Genomic DNA, 19,366 nt, shown 5'->3' with positions numbered 1-19,366 from the left:
TACTTTTGATCGGGGGACTACTTTTAAACATGCAAAGTACTACATCAGAAAAGCTATTGGTCTATGCACCGTATCCGGCAATTGGCTTTTTAGCCCTTACAGCTATACTCCTGCTTGTATCGCCTGCTTTTGCGGGACTTGTCCTGAAAGAAGGCCGCACCGCTAAAGACATAAGGCCATTCCTCTTATTTATCCTTTTCATAGCGTTATTCATGCTGTCCGTATTTGCTATAGTTGGCGCGGCGCAGTAACCATTGCCCTACCCATTTGGCATTCGCCTTATATAATCATACCTTTGCACAAAATCCAGTGCTATGAAGATCAATACCGCCGAGTTCATAATCAGCAATTCCGATGTTAGCAAATGCCCCAACGAGCCGCTTCCGGAATATGCCTTCATTGGCAGGAGTAATGTAGGGAAGTCATCTCTCATCAATATGCTTACGGGGCGCAACAGCCTTGCAAAGACCTCAGGAAAGCCTGGTAAGACACAACTCATAAACCATTTTAAGATCAATGGCAACTGGTACCTTGTCGATCTCCCGGGTTATGGATACGCACGGGTATCAAAATCGACCAAGGAAACCTTCCAGAAATTCATTACCGATTATTTTGAACGTCGCGAGCAGCTGGTTTGTGCGTTCGTACTGATAGACATACGCCTCGAGGCACAAAAGATCGATCTTGAGTTCATCAACTATTTAGGAGAGTCGGGCGTGCCATTCTGCATCATTTTTACCAAGGCCGACAAAATCAGCCGTGGTAAGGTAGACCAGCATGTAGCGGCTTACCGCAAACAGCTTTTAGCTAACAATTGGGAGGAAATGCCCCAATATTTCGTTACCTCATCTACCGAAGGTACAGGTCGTGATAAAGTACTGGAATTCATCGATGGCGTCAACGGCGGGATCTTCAAGAACCAGGGATTCATATAAAAGGTGCGATCACTGCTTTTTCAGCTCCAGCTTTTCTGCAAAGTAATCACAGAAGTCCTTCATCGTATCAGCCATTTTCTGGTCGTTCGTAGCACGTTCAAAGGTGTCTGACATAGAAACCAGCGTTTGGTGGAAGAATGTTTTCATTTCATCGACCGGCATATCTTTTGTCCACAGGTCAATGCGCATGCTTTCCTGCGCCCTGCTGTCCCACACCGAAAGCATAACGGCCTTTGCGGGCTCATTGGTAACGCCGCCGTCTTTGGCAGTCCAGCTCAGCTTCTCGGGAACACGGTTCTCGTCAAGTTCAACAAGTATGTTTATTTCAGATCTCAGATTATTCGGCATCGCTTTTGGGTTTGTATTTGGATTTATCAAAAAGTGCTTTGGCGTCCATTGCCAAAATTTGTTGCAAAGGTACATTTTTATTATTTTCTGCATACGACCTCACGATCTGCCAGCCTATCCACTGCCCCAGCCTTCCAGGTGACTCATTATCAAGCTCAAGGTAAAATTTTGAGAACGGCGCCGGCTTGATGAAACGGTCCATCAGCTTGTGGTCGGTAGAGTATAGCAGTTTCCTGTCTACAAAATAGCGCCATATCTCGCCTTCATTCGCTTTAGACCATGCCAGCTGTTCCTTAGTGTAGCCCATTTTGTGCTCATCGGCAATATCAGGTATGAGCATATCCTTTAAGTAAAGCTCTTTGCCTGAGTAGATCATTTCGCTAAGCAGCGTATTGTCTTTTGGCACAGGTATGCGTCCCATTGAGAATGCCGTGACCATATTCGGCAATATCTGCGAAGGCTCATACTCCTGTACCTGGTATTTTGGCAGGCCTTCGTACAGATAGCTGTCCTTGCCAAGGTAAAGGCTCAGCGGTACGATAACCAATTCCTTTTGAAAGATGGCTGTAATGTCGTTATTATCTTCTATCAGGGTGATCACTCTGGGCGACTTAAATTCGGGATAATAATATTTAATATGCCTGAAAAGATCTTCAAAGCCGGAATCGAGTGACTGCAGATCTGGGAATTTCTTCTGCACCTCAATATACAGTTTACGCAGGAACGGGTCGTTCATGCGCTTTTGCCATACCTCATCGCCGTTGCCTTCTGGGAAAAAGAATGGGAATTGCTGTTTTAATTTCGGCAGGTCTTCGGGTTTGCTTTCAAAAAAAAGCTTGTCAAAGCGCTCAATGGTTACTTTTTCCACCTTCACTTCAGCCACTTTTTCCTCGGTTTCGTTCTCCTCCTTGCAGGAAAAGAACAGTAGCAGCGAAGCCATTAAAAGGATGTATTTCTTCATTTTGTATTTTTGTTAGGAAAATTCCCTATTGGATTATGTAATTTTACTCCGCAAATATACGCACTCACCCACTAATAGAAAAAACAATGCCGACGAATGCTACTTTTCAGGCGCAGGCCATCAATGACCACATCGTAAAATGGCTGCGGAACTATGCCACTAACGCAAAAGTAAAGGGTTTTGTTGTAGGGATATCCGGGGGCATCGACTCGGCGCTAACCTCAACCCTGTGTGCACAGACCGGCCTGCCGACACTTTGCGTTGAAATGCCCATACACCAACCGCCCGCCCATGTAAGCCGTGCGCAGGAACATATCAAATACCTGAAGGAAAACTTCACTAACGTATCTTCTGCCCTGGCTGACCTTACCCCGGTATTTGAAACTTTTAAGCAGCAGGTTACCGGAACGGATAATGAACACGCATTGCACCTATCATTGGCCAATACCCGTGCCAGGCTCAGGATGACCACATTGTATTATTTCGCGGGGATCAACAGCGCGCTCGTAGCAGGGACAGGTAATAAGGTGGAGGATTTTGGCGTAGGCTTTTTTACCAAGTACGGCGATGGCGGTGTAGACGTCAGCCCGATCGCCGACCTGACCAAGACCGAAGTACGAATGCTGGCAAGACACCTGAATGTTACTGAAAGCATATTGGTCGCCAAGCCTGCCGATGGCCTTTTCCATGACGACCGCAGCGACGAAGACCAGCTTGGCGCAAGCTATGAAGAACTGGAGCGTGCTATGGGTCAGGTAGCAGATGGAAAAACCGCCGATGATCTTGAAGGTCGTGAAAAAGAAGTTTTTGAGATATACCGCAGGCTGAACACAGCGAACAGGCACAAAATGGTACCGATACCGGTGTGTGAAATACCTGCAGTTTTGAAGTAAAAAACTGTTTTACCTAATGTAGGATCTTCATTGTTATATCCTAAATTACCCTTAAAATTTGAAATAAAATTCTTTCATTCACAATACTTTAAGATATTAATATATAACTTTACTTTAGTGTAAAACCCAAAAACAAAGCAATTATGATAAAACTATGTCTCGCGGATAACCACCCGGTTGTACATAATGGGATGAAGTCGTACTTTAGCGATAATCCGCAAATTAGTTTTGTGGGCGTGGTAAACAATCTCGATAGCCTGCTCGATATATTGGGGAAAAAGACTGTAGATGCAGCAGTGATCGATCTGGAACTTGACGGCCTGACCAGCATCAGTTCGGTAAAATCACTGGTGAAGGAATTTCCTGAAACAAAGATCATCATCTTTACCAACCTCGCCGAGCAGATCTATGCACCCAATGCCCTGAAAGCCGGCTTATCGGCCTATGTACACAAGAGCGCCAAGATGGAAGAACTTGAAAATGCCATTAAAAAGGTAAATGAGGGCGAAGTAGTATTCAGCGATGCAGTGAAGAAAAACCTCGCACTGCTTAACAAAGGCAAAAAGTCGGAAAGGCTGTACAGGAAGCTTTCTTCACGCGAGATCGAAGTACTGCGCTACCTTAGCGAAGGCAAAAAGAACAAGGAGATTGCCAAGCTGCTGGACCTGAACGAAAAAACCATCAGTACCTACAAGCTAAGGCTGCTTACAAAACTACATGTTACCAACCTTGTAGACCTTGTGAACAAAGCCAAGACGCTCGACATCGTTTAAACCCCAAATACCAACCGAACGGAAAAAAAACTACGCGTGCGGCATTTCGCCTTTACTTAAAAAATACAAGCGCTTCCTTCGGGAGGCGTTTTTGTTTACTGGGGACTTTGATCCTGAACTCGCTAGCTGCAGATCTGGCAAATGGTCGAGGTCCTTAGTATTAAAAGAATTGGCTCCGAAGCCTGCTGATCTTACGGGAGAGGTAATTGACCAAAGTATTGTAATCGTTTACCGCCATGAGGATTTCCATATTATCGGCTTCCGGGCTTACCTGCATTTTTAGGTCCTGAATAAGTTTACCGAGCAGCAGCCACCTTAAGTCGATGATATGTTCATTGGCATATGCCGAAACTGATAATGACTTATCCTTTACCGGGATCTGCTTTTTTTCCTCCCATTCGTGGAGCACATATTTTTCATCCTGCATGAAAATATCTGTCGCTACATATTGCAATTCGGGATGTAGTGTATTGAGGAATGTTTCAATATTCAGTTCCTGATGTGCCAGGTAATGGTCGATTATAGCCTTGTAAAGATCCCTGAACACCGGATCTGTAAATTGTATCTCGTCTTCCTGCAGGTTTAGGTAAATGCGCTCGTATACCTTATAGGTCTTACGCTCAGTATCTTCATATTCCTTACCAAATTCATCATATTTTATATACACATCCTCAAAGTCCTGCTCGGTACTTCCATATAACAGCAATATCTCAATGATCCTGCGCTCCAGTCCCTCAAGTATATCAATACGCTCCTGCTGGGGCATGAGATCATCGGGAACAGGCTTCATAGCATTAGCCTTTTGCTGCTCCTTCATTTGCTTTCCGGCATCCGCAATTTCCTTGGAAACGATCTGTGAAAGGGTACTCACCAGCACCTGTTCTGAAATATCCATGATGCGCGATACTTCCTGTACGTATATTTCGCGCTGTATGCGGTCGGGTATCTTGCCAATGCTCGTGACCATGTCCCGTATCAGCCCGGCTTTTTTCACCGGGTCGTTCTTGGCCTCATCCATTAATAACCCTGCCTTGAATTGTATGAAGTCTTTAGCATTGTCATTAAGGTAAGCCATCAGCTCGTCGTGCGGCGTTCTCTTAGCAAAGCTGTCGGGGTCATCGCCATCAGGGAATGTGCATACCTTTACGTTCATACCCTCCTCCAGTATCAGGTCGATACCGCGAACTGAAGCCCGAAGCCCGGCCGCATCGCCATCGAACAATACAGTAATATTTTTAGTAAGACGGCTTATCAGTCGGATCTGATCGGGTGTCAGCGCCGTACCTGACGATGCCACCACGTTCTCAATACCCGCCTGGTGCATTTGGATCACATCGGTGTAGCCTTCCACCAGATAACAATTATCCTGCTTGGCAATGGCCTGCTTGGCATGAAAAATGCCGTACAGCACCTTACTCTTATGGTAAATGTCGCTTTCAGGAGAGTTGAGGTATTTGGCCACCTTTTTGTCATTGCCTAAAATACGGCCACCAAAGCCCAGCACACGCCCCGACATGCTTTGTATCGGGAACATCACACGCCCGCGGAAACGGTCTGCCATGCGGCCATCTTCACGTACTATCGTAAATCCTGTTTTATCGAGGTACTCCAACTTATAGCCCTTACCCAACGCTTCCTTGCTAAACGCATCCCATTCTTCGGGTGAATAACCCAACCCGAACTTCTTTATGGTATTGCCTGTAAACCCACGCTCTTTAAAATACGAATACCCTATGGCCTGGCCTTCGTCGGTGTTCATCATGATATTGTGGAAATACTTCTGCGCGAACTCGGATACCAGGTACATGCTCTCCTTTTCGTTGGCCTGCTCCCTGTCCTCATCGGTCTGCTCAGTTTCCTCGATCTCTATATTGTACTTTTTGGCTAAATAGCGGATGGCTTCCGGATAGGTAAAATGCTCGTGCTCCATGAGGAATGCCACAGCGTTGCCACCCTTGCCCGAACTGAAATCCTTCCATATCTGCTTTACGGGCGACACCATGAACGATGGTGACTTTTCATTACTGAACGGGCTCAACCCTTTAAGATTGGTCCCCGACCTCTTCAGTACTACAAAATCACCGATCACCTCCTCAACACGGGCGGTTTCATATACGGTATCTATGGTGCTTTTGGAGATCAAGGATTAGGAAAAGTAAAATTACAAAGGTCAAAGTTACAAAGTTTTCATGCTATTGCAATCCTTTACCCTCTGCAAGTTCACAGGTTTCATTATGCACCTCTACCTCAATGGTATAATGCGAGAAAGGGTATTTTGTCAAAACTTCTTTTACGTTCCGTTTTACATCGAGCATTTCGGGAAATCCTGCTATGGCATCGAGCTTTATGTGCGTAGTAAACACATGATGTTCACCCTCCAGCGACCAGATGTTCATATGATGCAGAGAGACAACATGCGGTACCAGGAGTATTTCCTGTTTTATCTTCTCCGGGTCAATGCCCTCGGGTGTGCCTTGTAATAATATGACCAATGTTTCCCTCAGCCTTTTTACCACATTATACACTATGAAAATGGTGATCCCTAACGATAGCGCCGGGTCGAGCCACGGGGCATCGGTAAACATCATTACTATTGATACCACCAGTACGGCCGCCCAACCCAATACATCCTCCACCAAATGCCAGCTTACCACACGTTCGTTAAGCGACTTGCCATGGCTTAGCCTGAAGGCCGCATAACCATTGACCGCAACACCTATGATGGCAAAGATCAGCATTCCTTTGGCATCTGCGGGTTCCGGATGTATGAGACGGTTAACTGCTTCGTAAATAACAAAACCGGAACCCAGCAAAAGGATAACACTATTGACCAGCGCTCCCAAAATTGAAAACCTGCTGTAGCCAAAGGTGAACTTGCTGTCGGCCTCCTTTTTCGAACGGTTGTGCAGGTACCAGGAGATGCCCAGAGACAGGCTGTCGCCCAGGTCGTGAAGCGCATCGGACAGTATGGAAACACTATTCACAAAAAATCCGCCTATGATCTCGAGTACCGTAAACCCGAGATTAAGGAAAAAGGCAACTTTTATATTCTTAGCCGAATGGTGGTGGGAATGGCCGTGATGGGAATGGTCGTGGGGCATCAGTGTATATTTATATTTAAAAATAAGAAATATACATCTACTTAAAAGCCAATAAAATCAAAAAAGGCGCTCCCTCATCGGAAACGCCCTTTTCAAAGTACAAAACTAACCCTTAACTCTTAATTGAAATCAAATCTTATGCCAAGAGACAAATTATTGGAGTCAACATCATTATTTGCAAATACCGGCTGCAGGTCGTATTTGGCATAAAGGCTCACCTCACCATATCCTACATAGGCGCTCAGGCCGTATACAAAGTCGCTTACATTAAAATCGCCTTTCTGCTTCGTCTTTACATCGTGGCCATCCTGGCTGTACTTCAGAATTTGTTTTTCTTTTACGTTAAACCCTGTGTATCCACCCACTCCCAAACGGAAGCTTTTGTGTGTAGGAAAATAGGTCTTGTCGCCATTTACCTGTTTTTTGGTAAAGTCGAATTCGAGGTGCAGCGGCAGTACCAGGTTCACGTACCTAAGGCGCGCTACATCAAGGTCAAGGCCTGAGTCGACCAACACCGTCTTACCACCTTCTGTCGCGAACATCATATCGTTGTCCGGGCGCAGGTTGTTATATTGCAATGACAGTCCGTACTTGGCATGCAGCAGGTTGTTGTTCTTGAATACCCTTGTATTGAAAGCCACACCCCACTCATAAAAATCGGAACGCCACTTGAAGTTGTCATTATCGATCTTGTCGTCGGTCACCAGGCGGTTCACACCCAGGGCGAATACAAATTGCGATGTAGTCCTTTTGTAGCTAAGCTCTTTGGTTACGGTGGTATCATTATCCGATTCATTGAAAACAATGCGGAACTTTTCTCTCTTAACCTTGCCATCCACTTTATCTTTAACCAGCTGGGATAGTTTTTCTTCTTCCAAAGCTACCTTTGTTTCGATGTTTTTTGCACGTACTTCGGCAAGCTGCTGTTTTTTGGCATCGGCCTCCTCCTTAGTAATGGCTTTGTTCTCCAACTGAATGTTCACCTGCTCTACTTCCGCTTTAAGGGAATCCTTCTCCTGCTTGGTGATCCTTTCGATGTTCTTGGCGATGATACCCGCCCTTTCTTCAAATGTTTGTGCTTTTGCGCTGGTAGCGATAAGGCATAGCAATCCCGCTACATAAAAAATAATTGTTTTCATGTTCTTGTTATTTACTGTTCTGTTATTGATGATTATTACTGATAGTTCCTGTTGGCTACAGAAGATCTTACTGTATTAAAATTCTTGATCACTCCATTGAGCGCCTTGTCGCGGAAACTTTCGTCAAGCTCGCCTTCTACTGATGAAAGCAGCGAACCGGCATCGACTTTTAAGGCTGATTTCTTTTTCGGAGCCGGATGATTGGCTGCCAGTAGCTTCTCGGCTTCAAAGTTTTTTTGCGCATCTGTTTGTACATTCTCCGGAGTAGCTTCAGCGATACCGGGATCAGAGGGCTGTGGAATAGGAAGACCGCAAATCGGCTGAGAAGGCATTGTAACAGTTACTCTCCCGTAGTTCTGCTTTGAGCCTGCTTTCCCGTTACTTGCCACCGCTCCATCCTTCATCGCCGGGGCAGAAAGGTTCTCCATTGCTCCTGCACCCGATGGCTGTACCATATCACTTGTTCCTTCCGGCTGCACTGTTTTTTCTGTATTTACTACCGAAGTACCTGTGCCTTGCGTGCTGTTGTTGCTTCCTGATCCGCGGGTAAGGAAGAAAGCGCCGATGGTAGCGAAAAGTACAAAGCTTCCCGCCATGTACATCCAGTTCCTGTTGGGCTTTTTGATGGCTATCACCTTTTTCTCCTCCTTCTCTTCATTTACCGAAAGCATGGCATCGAGCCTGTCCCATGCCATTTTTGATGGCTGTATGGTGCGCTGCTCCAGCTTATCCCTAAATTGCTCTTCTAATCTATTCGGTTCCATTTACGTAATTCTTTTGCTTGTTAATTTGTTCCTGAAGCATCTTCCTGGCATGCGACAGTTGCGATTTCGACGTCCCTTCGCTTATCCCCAGCATCTTTCCTATTTCCTGGTGCTTAAAGCCCTCTATCGCATAAAGGTTGAACACCATTTTGTAACCATCCGGCAGGCTGTCTATCAGCGCTTGTATATCCTCTACCGAAAAATGGCTCTCTATGTTATTGAACGTATCCTCTACATAAAACTCATCCTCTAAAAACCCTACTTTTTTCTGGACCCGCAGGTACGATATGCATTCGTTTACCATGATCCGCCGTATCCATCCTTCAAAGCTGCCTTTGTGCTCAAAGTTCTTCAGGTTGGTAAAAACCTTCATAAAAGCGGTTATCATTATGTCTTCGGCCTGGTGAACGTCCTTTATATACTGCCTGCAGATGCTAAGCATCTTGGGCGAATGCTTCGAGTAGATCTTCTGCTGGGCATGACGGTTGTTCTCCGCAGCCTGGCTGATGAGGTCTCTCTCTTCCTGATGTAAGGCGATTACTTTCAAAATCTCGTTTTATTGGTTGGTCTTTGCGGATGCCGTTTTTCATTTCTCAATTACTAACCGACTTCTATTAGCATAGACGGATAGCGTTGTAAAATGGTTGCACGGACACAAAAAATATTTTTACAAAAATATTTAAAACATTAATTATCAATTAAATAAAATTGAAATAATTTTACAGACCACAGTAGTTTATTTTGGCAGAAGGCTTAAAACACCTTTTCTTTTTTAACTTTTATCTCTTTCGGCTTATTATCTTTAAATAATGTCAACGTAATTTCACTTGAATTTTTCAGTAACTGCGAAAGATCCTCCCAGCAATCACAAAGATCGGCACAGATGATCTTCTTCCCATTAATGGCTGTTACTTTGTCGCCCGGTCGCAAGCCCAGCTTATCAGCAGCAGTGCCCGATATAACAGTTGCGATCTTATGAGCACCACCACTATATTCTAATGTAAACCCAAAGCTGTCCCGCCCTTTTGTCACAGGCTTGTCGGCAATTGGCTTAAGATACATTTCGCCCTGTGAAAAATTTAGCGTCACAATGTGATCTTCAATAACAGGGTTGCCAAAGAGCGTAAGTCCTGAACCATCCCTGTATCGCGCGGGGATGCCTTCGAATTTTAGTCCCTCGAATTCGCAATCTGCCTTAAATATATTTATGGTCCCTGAGATCGTCCCATGGTGGGTCTCTATCGATCCGCCAATGATACTTCTTTTTGACGTAGTCGCGTTAACGAGCTTCGGGGCATCCTTATCGCCTACCCACAACAGCGACGCACAGCCGGTATCGAACATCAGCCATTGTGATCGTCCATTTATCTTCGACATGAAGTAGGGCTGCAGATTTGGGTTGAGGAAAACCGGGATCTTTACTGCGCCGTCCATATCGGGAAGCTTATCGAGCGAATCGGTTATGATGATCTTACGATTCGGGTGATCGATCTGCCAAATGTAGTTTTGTATGATGGCCGACCCAATAATGCCGCCATTCGCCATGCATTGCAGTCTTGGCGAATTGTCAAGATCGACACAGTAGGCCTTTACATTATGGAATAACAACCCTCCAATATCAAAAGTGCCGGCAAATAAAATGTCGGTTTCTTTTGAGAGTCCGTTGGTGCTATTGAGGATCTGCCTGCCCAAAACCGTGAAATCGTTCTTTTGCTGTAGGGCCGCATCGATCATCGTATAACCTCCAGTATCGAAAAGAAAGTCATAGGGTTCTCCCCCTACTATCGCCTTGATGATGATCTGTCCGTTATATTCAAAGGGTATTTCAATATAAAAGTCTGACCCATCGCCTTTCACATCGTTGACCAGTTTCCTTATATCGTCGGCATTTTGCAATTGTGCGTTACCCTGCAAAAAAGCAAGGCAGCATATCAGCAGGATATAAGGTGCGAATTTCATAGTATGGTGGTTATAAGTATCAACGCATTATCCGGCACATCAGTATATAAAAAACAAAAAAAGGCTGCCTATCAGGGGGCAGCCTCAAATAACTAAACAAATAAAAAACTATTCTTTTATGAATTTATGCGAAGTGGCAGCACCGTTTACGACAACATTTACCATATATACACCATTTTGAAGTCCGGATACATTTACCCTGGCAGTACCTGACTGAGGCTTAGACGTTGCAACTTCCTGGCCTATCATGTTATATACATTGATCGTTTCAATAGTACCGCTGCAATTAAAAGTCAGGAAATCCTTTACCGGATTAGGGAACAGGTTTACCTTTATGGCTACGCGGTCTTTTACGCCTGCGATCTCAGATGTACCGAACACGATATTGTCAAAGTACAGCGGCAATCCGTTCTCCCTTGGTCCGAAGTCGGGGAATATCACGATCTGGTTGTATACATTCCCCGGCGGCATTAGCGGGTGGTCGATGATATCGGTAAAGTCAAAAGTAAGCTCTTCCCACTGGTTGGTCACCGTATTAGGTATTTTCTTTTCCGGCCTTGCGTCATCGTTTGGCATAACGAGCTTAATGCCCACATCGCTTATCACCTTTTTATATACCATGATCTTGATAATGGCATTGTCGGCATTAAGCGTCCAGTTGCCCATACCGGGACCACCTTCCCACGGATTTGTACCCGGCTGCTGGGTTTCGCATCCTGCCCATGGGTTGCCGGTAGCCCTTACATCAAATTGCGCAACGGTGGGTGACAGGTTGATGCCCGACGCGCTGGGATTTGCAACAAATGCCAATGGCGGGTTATCATCATTTTCGAACACGTTCCAGGCATAGTTCGCCCCATAGCCATTAGGTTCAAAGCTCATATCGTTCTGCGCATTACTTACTGTAACGGCAGCTAAGGAAAGTAAGCTGAAGTAAAATTTTTTCATCATTAAAGTTGTTTTGGTTCCATCATTTTTGTTAAGATAAACTTAATAAGAATTTTGAGGCGAATGGATATATCTTCCCATATAAATACTATACGCTTGAAAGATCACAACCTAATTCGATCAAAAGCACACACACTACAATAAAAACACGGCAGTTATGAAGATCTGTGCAACCCCAGTAACGCCAATATATAACGATGTTGTTGTGGTAATGTATAGGTAACTATTACGTTTTAGTGGAAAGTGTGCAGGCAATAATGTTTGCAAAAAAGCAGTATAAAAAGGTCTCTTAGCTATATCTTCCTTTCGATAACATAATTTACCATCAGCACAAGAGCATCCTTGTAAACAGAAGACGGATAGTCGGCCAGTAGCAGCAATGCCTCCTCACGGAATTGCGCCATACGTTTTTCGGCATATTCCAACCCTCCCTTTTGTTTCACGAAAGCAATGACCTCTTTTACGCGCTTTTTATCCTTATTATGATTTTTGACAGAATTGATGAGCCACTTCTTTTCGTCCTTGCTGCAGTTGTTTAGGGTGTAAATGAGCGGTAGTGTCATTTTCTGCTCCTTTATATCGATCCCGGTGGGCTTGCCTATAGCATCTTCGGTGTAGTCAAAAAGGTCATCCTTGATCTGGAAGGCCATACCTATCAGCTCGCCGAATTTTCGCATCTTTTCGGTGTCATCACTCTCGGGTGATACAGAGCACGCGCCCAGAGAACAGCAGGCAGCAATTAGCGTAGCCGTTTTTTGGCGTATGATCTCATAATATATGTCTTCGGTAATATCAAGCCTTCGGGCCTTTTCTATCTGGAGCAGTTCACCTTCGCTCATTTCGCGTACAGCAACAGAGATGATGCGCAACAGGTCAAAATCGCCATTATCTATAGATAGCAGCAGTCCTTTAGATAAAAGGTAGTCCCCAACCAAAACGGCGATCTTATTTTTCCAAAGTGCATTAATGGAGAAAAAGCCACGGCGACGGTTGCTGTCGTCCACCACATCATCATGTACCAGTGTCGCGGTATGGATTAGCTCGATGACAGCCGCACCGCGATATGTACGCTCATTTACCGCACCGCCACTTATCATTTTAGCAGTAAGGAATACGAACATTGGGCGCATTTGCTTGCCCTTGCGGTTTACAATGTAGTAGGTAATGCGGTTAAGCAGCGAAACCTTGGATGACATGGAATCACGGAACTTTTCTTCAAAAAGTTCCATTTCCTGTGCTATGGGCTGCTTAATTTGTTCTGTGATTTTCATCGCCCTCAAAGATAGGGAAAAGCCTTCGAAAGGTAAGGCGTTTTATAAAAGTTTAAGCATTGGCCGACTCATTCTTGTTGGCCAGCTGCCCGCAGGCAGCATCAATGTCTTTGCCGCGGCTTCGGCGGACTTTTGCTACAACGCCATCATTTTCCAAAGCCCTTATGTAAGCATCAATGGATTCCGGGTCAGCCTGCTGGAATTCGCCGTCATCGATAGGGTTGTATTCGATAAGGTTGACCTTGCAGGGCACATGGCGGCAAAATCTTACGAGCGCATCAATGTCCTGTTTCCTGTCGTTAATGCCTTTCCAAACCACATACTCGTAGGTAACGCGGCTTTTGGTCATTTTATACCAATATTCCAATGACTCCCGCAGTTCTTTCAGCGGAAAGTTCTTGCTAAAGGGCATGATCTGGGAGCGTACCTCATCGATCGCCGAGTGCAATGATACGGCAAGCTTGAACTTTACCCCGTCATCCGCCATTTTCTTTATCATTTTCGGTATACCCGAAGTGGAAACGGTGATCCGCTTTGCCGACATCCCTAAGCCCTCCGGCGAAGTGATCTTTTCGATGGCTTTCAGTACGTTGTTATAGTTCATAAGCGGCTCACCCATCCCCATGAACACGATATTGGATAGCGGGCGGTTGTGGTACAGGCGGCTTTCACTGTCTATAGCAGCAACCTGATCGTATATCTCATCAGGATTAAGGTTACGCATGCGTTTGAGGCGTGCCGTAGCGCAAAAATTACAGTCAAGGCTGCAGCCCACCTGGCTCGATACGCAGGCAGTGGTGCGGGTTTCGGTAGGTATAAGTACCGATTCCACTACTAGTCCATCATGCAGGCGCACGGCGTTCTTTACCGTGCCGTCACTGCTTTGCTGCATCTCATCTACGTGGATGTGGTTGATGACAAAATTATCCTCCAGCATCTGGCGTGTAGGTTTGGCAACGTTGGTCATATCGTCAAAACTATGCGCACGCTTGCTCCACAACCATTCGTATACCTGGTTGCCCCGGAATGCCTTATCCCCATTTGCCACAAAAAAATCGCGAAGCTGTTCTTTCGTTAGCGCCCTTATGTCTTTCTTTTCCGTTTGCATGGCGCAAAGGTACTAACTATTTGCGAATATTGAAATTATGGGAAAGCAACACCAATAGGCGGGTTAAAAGCACACAGACCAAGTTTAATGCAAAAGCCTGCGGACATTTCCGCAGGCCTGATATGCGATCATGTAACTATTACTTTTTAGAAAGCTTGAAGTTAGCTGTTCTCCCTGTTGTATCAGTCAGTTTAAGGATGTATACGCCATTGGCAGCCGAAGATATGTCTATAGTACCTGTGCCGTTAGCCAGGTCACCTGACCTTACCTGTTGGCCAAGTACATTGTACATTTCATATTTAAGTGATATTCCGTTGCCATTGACAGTAAATACCCCTGTAGATGGGTTAGGGAATACTTTAACCGCAGTCTGTAACGAATTTTCACCGATACCTGCGGTATCAACCAGCCTGAAGCTTGCAGATTCAGAAGTGCCAAATGCGCCGCCCTGCGCTAATACCGTTCCATTAGCACCTGTGAGGGTATAGCTTCCCTGTCCTGCCGAACAACACATCCCGTCATTATAACTGTCAAAAATGGTAAATGTATAACAGCCTTCTTCCGTAAGGTCAAAGGTTACGCTTTCATCTTCAAAAGAACCGTAATCACCACCGCTGTACAGCAGTGCGCCGTTCTCATCGCGAAGTTCCCATGATGTCTCTTCGCCATAGTAATCGGTAGACAGGTCCAGTGTAACATTTGCGATCTCCATTACCCGTACCACAAATGTAGATGATGCAGCATCATCAGAGGTATCGCCGTCTGTGCCACCGTTAGGCATACTAAGGCTGGCGCTGAATACATTTTGCCCGTACAAACCGGTCATGACCGGCAACGTTATTTCGGCCGACTGGCTCGTTGCCAGGTTGCCGGTCCAGCTATACACCATCGGGGTGCCATCGTTAAGTGTATAATTTATTAGTGCCGATACCAGTGGCTGCGTTCCTTTATTGATAAGCCTGATCACAGGCGAAACGGCAGTGCCACACGTTTCCACACCCACTTCAGGGATGGCCACCTTAGCATTAAGAGCAAGCATTTCCTGTGCCGGGTAAGCGTTAACCGTCATAGCACCCGTATTGGCAGGGTCAAGCCATTCTTTAAGCCGTGTGGAAGATGTAGCCCCGGAATCCCACGATACCGCAAAACGGCCATAAGCATCAAACTCACCGTTGTTCTCAGTACCGTCGCAGGCTGCCCATCCAAAATAAAGCTGCCCGATGATGCGTCCGTTATTATCAAAAAGCGGTGAACCGGAAGAACCTCCTTCGGTAACACCCAGGTCCCAGCTGCCTATTCTCCAAAGCTGTGCTCCCTGGCCTGAAGCAAATGTTGGCTCATCAAGGTCAACACAGGCTTTCATAATATCCCCTGCCGGGTGGTGGATGCCAAAAGTAGAGGATGGTACTGCATCGCTGCGGTCCCATCCTGCCCAAACCAGATCCCATGCAGTTGGCATATTGGCGGTTATCTGTACAAGGCAAAAATCGCTGCCCGCATTCCTTGCCCTAAGCTGGGCACCGCTGGCAGTCTGGTAATAGTTCGTATTCGGCACACTTGGCTCGGTGCCAGCACATATGGGGTTAGGGCTTATCCAGTTGAAGCGGAACGCCCATTGTGCCGGATTGTTATCGTAACAATGGTTTGCCGTAAGCAGGTAAGGCGTACCGTCATTCGTCGTATTATTTACAAGCGAACCCGAGCAAAAGCTGTCCCCACCGGTTATCAGCAATGCGATCGCCTTTTTGTTATGGTCCTTAAGGCCGTCTATGTTGCCCATATAACAATCAACATCGTAGTTACAGGCGCCAGAGCCGTCTATGTCATCATCTACATCTTTCATCCCATCCGAGGTCCTGTAGCCGTGAACCACTTTAAAAACCTCCAGTTTTCCCTGTCCGGCCACGGTATGCGGCTCGTAATATTCGATCCATACATCCTCTCCATTTACCAGCCAAGTGCCAAGCTGCCTCTGCTCATTATTCTGCGACTCATCATAGGCCCCTACAAGGTCGGAATGGTCATTGTTATACAGGTACACTTTACCGCCTTTTGGCATGTAAAAGTCGCTAAATACAAAATTGAGCGTTTTTGCGCCTTTCGAGTGGTACCTTATCCTCCAGATCCTGTCACCATTAGGCAGGGTATGCCAGCTTCCGCTGTTTTGCAGGTTATGGTCTACCGTGAGATCGGTACCAAAACGCCAGGGTATATCCTTCCTGCCCTTATTCACCACATCTTCAGCCTGTAGTGCTGCAAGATCGAATTTCGGCATTATAACAGGTGCTACCTGCTCAAGGTTTTGGGTCTTCCAGCTGGCAGGTTTTCCTTCGTTGGTTACCTGGCTGTAGCCCATGGCTGCAATAAGCATCAGCAAAAAAGTAGATCTCAGTTTCATTCGTTTAGGTTTAGCGGGGTAAAAATAAATCTTTTTGTAATAAATTTTATTACTATTTATGACTATTCCAAACATTTAACGATGGTTTTGTAACTTCGCAAAAAAAAACAGATGCATTTCATATCAGAAGAACTTGAGGATTACGCGGCGAACCATAGTGAGAACGAGCCTGAACTATTGGCCGCCCTTAACAGGGAAACGCACCAGAAAGTACTACAGCCACGTATGCTCAGCGGGCATTTCCAGGGGCGTGTCCTGAGTATGATATCAAAGCTTATTAACCCAACGCACGTATTAGAGATAGGTACTTATACCGGCTATGCCACACTTTGCCTTGCTGAAGGCATGAGGGAAGGTGGTACACTAGATACCCTTGATAATAATGAAGAGCTATACGATATGCAAAAAAAGTACTTCGACAGATCGCAATGGAAGGACAGCATTCACCAGCATTTGGGTAATGCCCTTGAGATCATCCCGGGGCTGGGTAAAAAATTCGACCTTGTCTTCATAGATGCCGACAAGGAGAATTACATCAATTATTTCGAGATGATCGTCCCGATGATGAACAAAGGCGGTGTCATACTGTCAGACAATGTACTGTGGAGCGGAAAGGTGCTGGAACCGGTAAAACCCAATGATAAGAGCACTAAAATATTATTGGAATATAACAAACTGCTAAAACATGACCCGCGCGTAGAAACGGTGTTACTACCCATTAGAGACGGGCTCACTGTTAGTCGGGTCGTCTAACCTTTCGTGTTGCGGGAAATAGCGGTCACGCAGGTAAATATAAAGTTTGAGTACCAGCCAACCGGTAAATATCCCGTAAAGATAGCCTACCAGTATATCGCCCGGATAATGCAACCCAAGGTAGATGCGGCTGTAAGCGAATATAAGCGGCCAAAGGAAAAAGAAGCCCATATATTTCAGGTAAGGGTGAAGCACCCTATACAAAAAAAATGCCACCGCCATTGAGTTGGAGGCATGGCCTGATATGAAGCTGAACGATTGGCGTTTCTTTACCGCACGCATTAGCCCTTCCAACCCGGGATCGCTGCCGGGGCGCAGGCGCTGGAAATAATTCTTTATAAGATTGGTCGTTTGGTCGGTAAGTAACAAAAGCACGGTTATCATGCCAATGATGAGTAGGGCATGGCGCCAGCCCAGCCTTTTGAAGGTAAGATAAAGTATGATCGCAAAAATAGGGATCCAGCTGTACATCTGGGTAATGATAAGCCAGAACGAATCCCATGTATCCGACCCGAAAGAATTTAAGTATATAAATGCTTCCCTGTCGAGCTGCAGTATTTTTTCAAGCATTACCTGATACGTTTTATTGGCCCCTGAATATCCTCAATGTCTTCTTTTACCTTATTGATCTCGTTCGTAATATCGGCCGCGGTATTATTGGCGTTCAGGTTGCCGGTAACATCATTGCCAATGTCGGTAAAAGTTTTCTTTATATCATCTATCTCGGCGCTTTTGTGGATCTCGCTCTTAATGTCGTTGGTGGCATCTTTCAGCTGCTGCATTCCCCTCCCAAGCGTACGGGCGATCTCAGGTATCTTATCCGACCCGAAAAGCATCAGTACCACCACTATGATAAGGAAAAATTCCCCTCCGCCAATTCCAAACATAACTAAACGTATTTATATAGCAAAGTTACGCAAAGTTGTGCGAAAGGGATTGTCCTAACTAACAATTTTAACCTTAACGTTTATTGTTTAACCATTTTAAGCGTAGAGCTTCTGCCTTCTGCAACAACAGCAACATGGTAAATGCCTGCCGGAAGTTGGCTTACGGCAACATCGTTGCCCTGCCCCCGCACTACTGTCCTGCCCATGACATCGGTTATTGTTACACTGCCAACTTCGGCAGCTCCCTCAATGTGCATTATATCCTGTACCGGGTTTGGCGCAATAAAAGTTTTCGCAAGTGAAATATGATCATTAGCACCATTAGTGGCCTGATCGTATACTTCAACCGAATTTTGTGTTTGGTCGATGCCTGCAACAGCAACTACAGTATGTGTCGTAATATCCCTCATTACCGGACCGGCTACAAGGTCGGCACTGTAATAGCTGTATATCGTTTGGTTTACGGTACCTACTTCAACACCCATATAATATAATGTAAGGAATTGCTGGATCGTAAGGCGGGTTACCTCCTTAGGGCCGGCAAAACCCTGATTTACCGTAAGTGTACCAAAAGCATCAACGTTAGTTAGTGATGTACCCGTAAAAGTACCCTCAATACCATTACCCTGAAATGTCCCGGTTACGCCACCCATCATCTGTTCGCCGAAATTCATCGGGAAATTGCCAATTAAACCGCCGGTAGTATATTTTAAAATCAGTTGTGAAGTCTGTGCGCCTTTGATATTGGTGCCCTGCCCAATATCGGAAAGGTAGTAATGTGTAGGATTGCCACCCTGGGTAATAGTTTCTACTACCATGGTCGTTCCCGGGTAATTGGCGAGGTCACCGGCAGTAGGGGCCATTACAGATGTAGCTGTAGTAGTTACCACATTCAGGTTGTTAAAATTCCATACAAAATTATTACCGTTGCCATTTGTATCATGATCAAGCGGTGCAGATGGGTTTACAAGCAGGTAATGTGTAGTATTGTCGTCTTCAGGAATGACAGACGCGCTGTAAAATGCCTGGATAGGAGCTTGTGCAAAGGCATTCAATGATAGCAGCAATACTGCAGAAAGTAGTGTTTTTTTCATGTTTGGTTTTTTTTAAAATGTAGGAATTTATTCC

The 19,366-nt window shown here is 45.5% G+C and carries 20 protein-coding genes; 5 read left to right on the top strand and 15 right to left on the bottom strand.

What is annotated here, in order from left to right; translation table 11 throughout:
• The first annotated feature begins 29 nt into the window (after window positions 1-29).
• Entirely contained in the window at window positions 30-251 is a 222-nt protein-coding gene (locus tag ACT6R0_RS07425; protein ID WP_444652969.1) for a hypothetical protein, read from the top strand.
• A gap of 63 nt (window positions 252-314) precedes the next feature.
• Window positions 315-935, top strand: a complete 621-nt coding sequence (gene yihA / locus ACT6R0_RS07420; protein WP_444652970.1) for a ribosome biogenesis GTP-binding protein YihA/YsxC — start codon at window positions 315-317, stop codon at window positions 933-935.
• 9 nt (window positions 936-944) lie between these two features.
• Here the strand turns inward: yihA and gldC are convergent, their stop codons facing one another.
• Both gldC and gldB read right to left on the bottom strand, forming a co-directional pair.
• On the bottom strand, window positions 945-1,283 hold the full coding sequence (gene gldC, locus ACT6R0_RS07415) for a gliding motility protein GldC (RefSeq protein WP_444652972.1): 339 nt from the start codon (window positions 1,281-1,283) through the stop codon (window positions 945-947).
• Window positions 1,273-2,244, bottom strand: coding sequence for a gliding motility lipoprotein GldB (gene gldB / locus ACT6R0_RS07410; protein WP_444652973.1), 972 nt, complete (start codon window positions 2,242-2,244; stop codon window positions 1,273-1,275). Before gldB ends, gldC begins: the two co-directional genes overlap by 11 nt.
• 86 nt (window positions 2,245-2,330) lie before the next feature.
• Between gldB and nadE the strand changes: the two genes are divergently transcribed.
• The gene (nadE, locus tag ACT6R0_RS07405) at window positions 2,331-3,137 is read left to right on the top strand and encodes an NAD(+) synthase (RefSeq protein WP_444652974.1); all 807 of its coding nucleotides are present in this window, start codon (window positions 2,331-2,333) and stop codon (window positions 3,135-3,137) included.
• Between the two features lie 143 nt (window positions 3,138-3,280).
• On the top strand, window positions 3,281-3,910 hold the full coding sequence (locus ACT6R0_RS07400; RefSeq protein WP_444652976.1) for a LuxR C-terminal-related transcriptional regulator: 630 nt from the start codon (window positions 3,281-3,283) through the stop codon (window positions 3,908-3,910).
• A gap of 160 nt (window positions 3,911-4,070) precedes the next feature.
• Here the strand turns inward: ACT6R0_RS07400 and dnaG are convergent, their stop codons facing one another.
• The 10 genes from dnaG to ACT6R0_RS07350 form a co-directional block, all read right to left on the bottom strand.
• Window positions 4,071-6,053 (bottom strand): DNA primase, encoded by a 1,983-nt coding sequence (gene dnaG / locus ACT6R0_RS07395; RefSeq protein ID WP_444652978.1) that lies wholly within the window; start codon window positions 6,051-6,053, stop codon window positions 4,071-4,073.
• A 49-nt stretch (window positions 6,054-6,102) separates the two neighbouring features.
• A complete protein-coding gene (locus ACT6R0_RS07390) occupies window positions 6,103-7,011 on the bottom strand; it encodes a cation diffusion facilitator family transporter (protein ID WP_444652979.1) in 909 nt (302 codons plus the stop codon).
• A 119-nt stretch (window positions 7,012-7,130) separates the two neighbouring features.
• Window positions 7,131-8,150, bottom strand: a complete 1,020-nt coding sequence (locus ACT6R0_RS07385) for a hypothetical protein (protein WP_444652981.1) — start codon at window positions 8,148-8,150, stop codon at window positions 7,131-7,133.
• A 35-nt stretch (window positions 8,151-8,185) separates the two neighbouring features.
• Window positions 8,186-8,914 carry a hypothetical protein gene (locus ACT6R0_RS07380; protein ID WP_444652982.1) on the bottom strand — a complete coding sequence of 243 codons (729 nt, stop codon included), beginning with the start codon at window positions 8,912-8,914 and terminating at the stop codon, window positions 8,186-8,188.
• The gene (locus ACT6R0_RS07375; RefSeq protein ID WP_444652984.1) at window positions 8,901-9,461 is read right to left on the bottom strand and encodes an RNA polymerase sigma factor; all 561 of its coding nucleotides are present in this window, start codon (window positions 9,459-9,461) and stop codon (window positions 8,901-8,903) included. Before ACT6R0_RS07375 ends, ACT6R0_RS07380 begins: the two co-directional genes overlap by 14 nt.
• A gap of 206 nt (window positions 9,462-9,667) precedes the next feature.
• Window positions 9,668-10,873, bottom strand: a complete 1,206-nt coding sequence (locus tag ACT6R0_RS07370) for an aspartyl protease family protein (protein ID WP_444652985.1) — start codon at window positions 10,871-10,873, stop codon at window positions 9,668-9,670.
• 108 nt (window positions 10,874-10,981) lie between these two features.
• Window positions 10,982-11,824, bottom strand: coding sequence for a T9SS type A sorting domain-containing protein (locus tag ACT6R0_RS07365; protein ID WP_444652986.1), 843 nt, complete (start codon window positions 11,822-11,824; stop codon window positions 10,982-10,984).
• 290 nt (window positions 11,825-12,114) lie between these two features.
• The gene (locus ACT6R0_RS07360; protein WP_444652987.1) at window positions 12,115-13,092 is read right to left on the bottom strand and encodes a polyprenyl synthetase family protein; all 978 of its coding nucleotides are present in this window, start codon (window positions 13,090-13,092) and stop codon (window positions 12,115-12,117) included.
• 52 nt (window positions 13,093-13,144) lie between these two features.
• Window positions 13,145-14,200: a 23S rRNA (adenine(2503)-C(2))-methyltransferase RlmN gene (gene rlmN / locus ACT6R0_RS07355; RefSeq protein WP_444652988.1), complete on the bottom strand. Its 1,056-nt coding sequence runs from the start codon at window positions 14,198-14,200 to the stop codon at window positions 13,145-13,147.
• Between the two features lie 139 nt (window positions 14,201-14,339).
• The gene (locus tag ACT6R0_RS07350; protein ID WP_444652990.1) at window positions 14,340-16,598 is read right to left on the bottom strand and encodes a T9SS type A sorting domain-containing protein; all 2,259 of its coding nucleotides are present in this window, start codon (window positions 16,596-16,598) and stop codon (window positions 14,340-14,342) included.
• 111 nt (window positions 16,599-16,709) lie between these two features.
• Here ACT6R0_RS07350 and ACT6R0_RS07345 point away from each other — a divergent pair, with 111 nt between their 5' ends.
• A complete protein-coding gene (locus ACT6R0_RS07345; protein WP_444652991.1) occupies window positions 16,710-17,351 on the top strand; it encodes an O-methyltransferase in 642 nt (213 codons plus the stop codon).
• Here ACT6R0_RS07345 and ACT6R0_RS07340 read toward each other — a convergent pair.
• The 3 genes from ACT6R0_RS07340 to ACT6R0_RS07330 all read right to left on the bottom strand — a co-directional run bounded on the left by ACT6R0_RS07340 (window position 17,310) and on the right by ACT6R0_RS07330 (window position 19,332).
• The gene (locus tag ACT6R0_RS07340) at window positions 17,310-17,921 is read right to left on the bottom strand and encodes a phosphatase PAP2 family protein (RefSeq protein ID WP_444652993.1); all 612 of its coding nucleotides are present in this window, start codon (window positions 17,919-17,921) and stop codon (window positions 17,310-17,312) included. The two genes, ACT6R0_RS07345 and ACT6R0_RS07340, sit on opposite strands and share 42 nt — an antisense overlap.
• On the bottom strand, window positions 17,921-18,238 hold the full coding sequence (locus tag ACT6R0_RS07335) for a Sec-independent protein translocase subunit TatA/TatB (RefSeq protein ID WP_444652994.1): 318 nt from the start codon (window positions 18,236-18,238) through the stop codon (window positions 17,921-17,923). Before ACT6R0_RS07335 ends, ACT6R0_RS07340 begins: the two co-directional genes overlap by 1 nt.
• A gap of 80 nt (window positions 18,239-18,318) precedes the next feature.
• A complete protein-coding gene (locus ACT6R0_RS07330; protein ID WP_444652995.1) occupies window positions 18,319-19,332 on the bottom strand; it encodes a T9SS type A sorting domain-containing protein in 1,014 nt (337 codons plus the stop codon).
• Window positions 19,333-19,366: the final 34 nt, after the last annotated feature.

Source organism: Flavobacterium sp., assembly GCF_052437795.1.
GTDB lineage: Bacteria > Bacteroidota > Bacteroidia > Flavobacteriales > Flavobacteriaceae > Flavobacterium.
The sequence above is the reverse complement of the archived record's forward strand: the minus strand, read 5'-3'. Positions and strand labels throughout refer to the sequence as shown.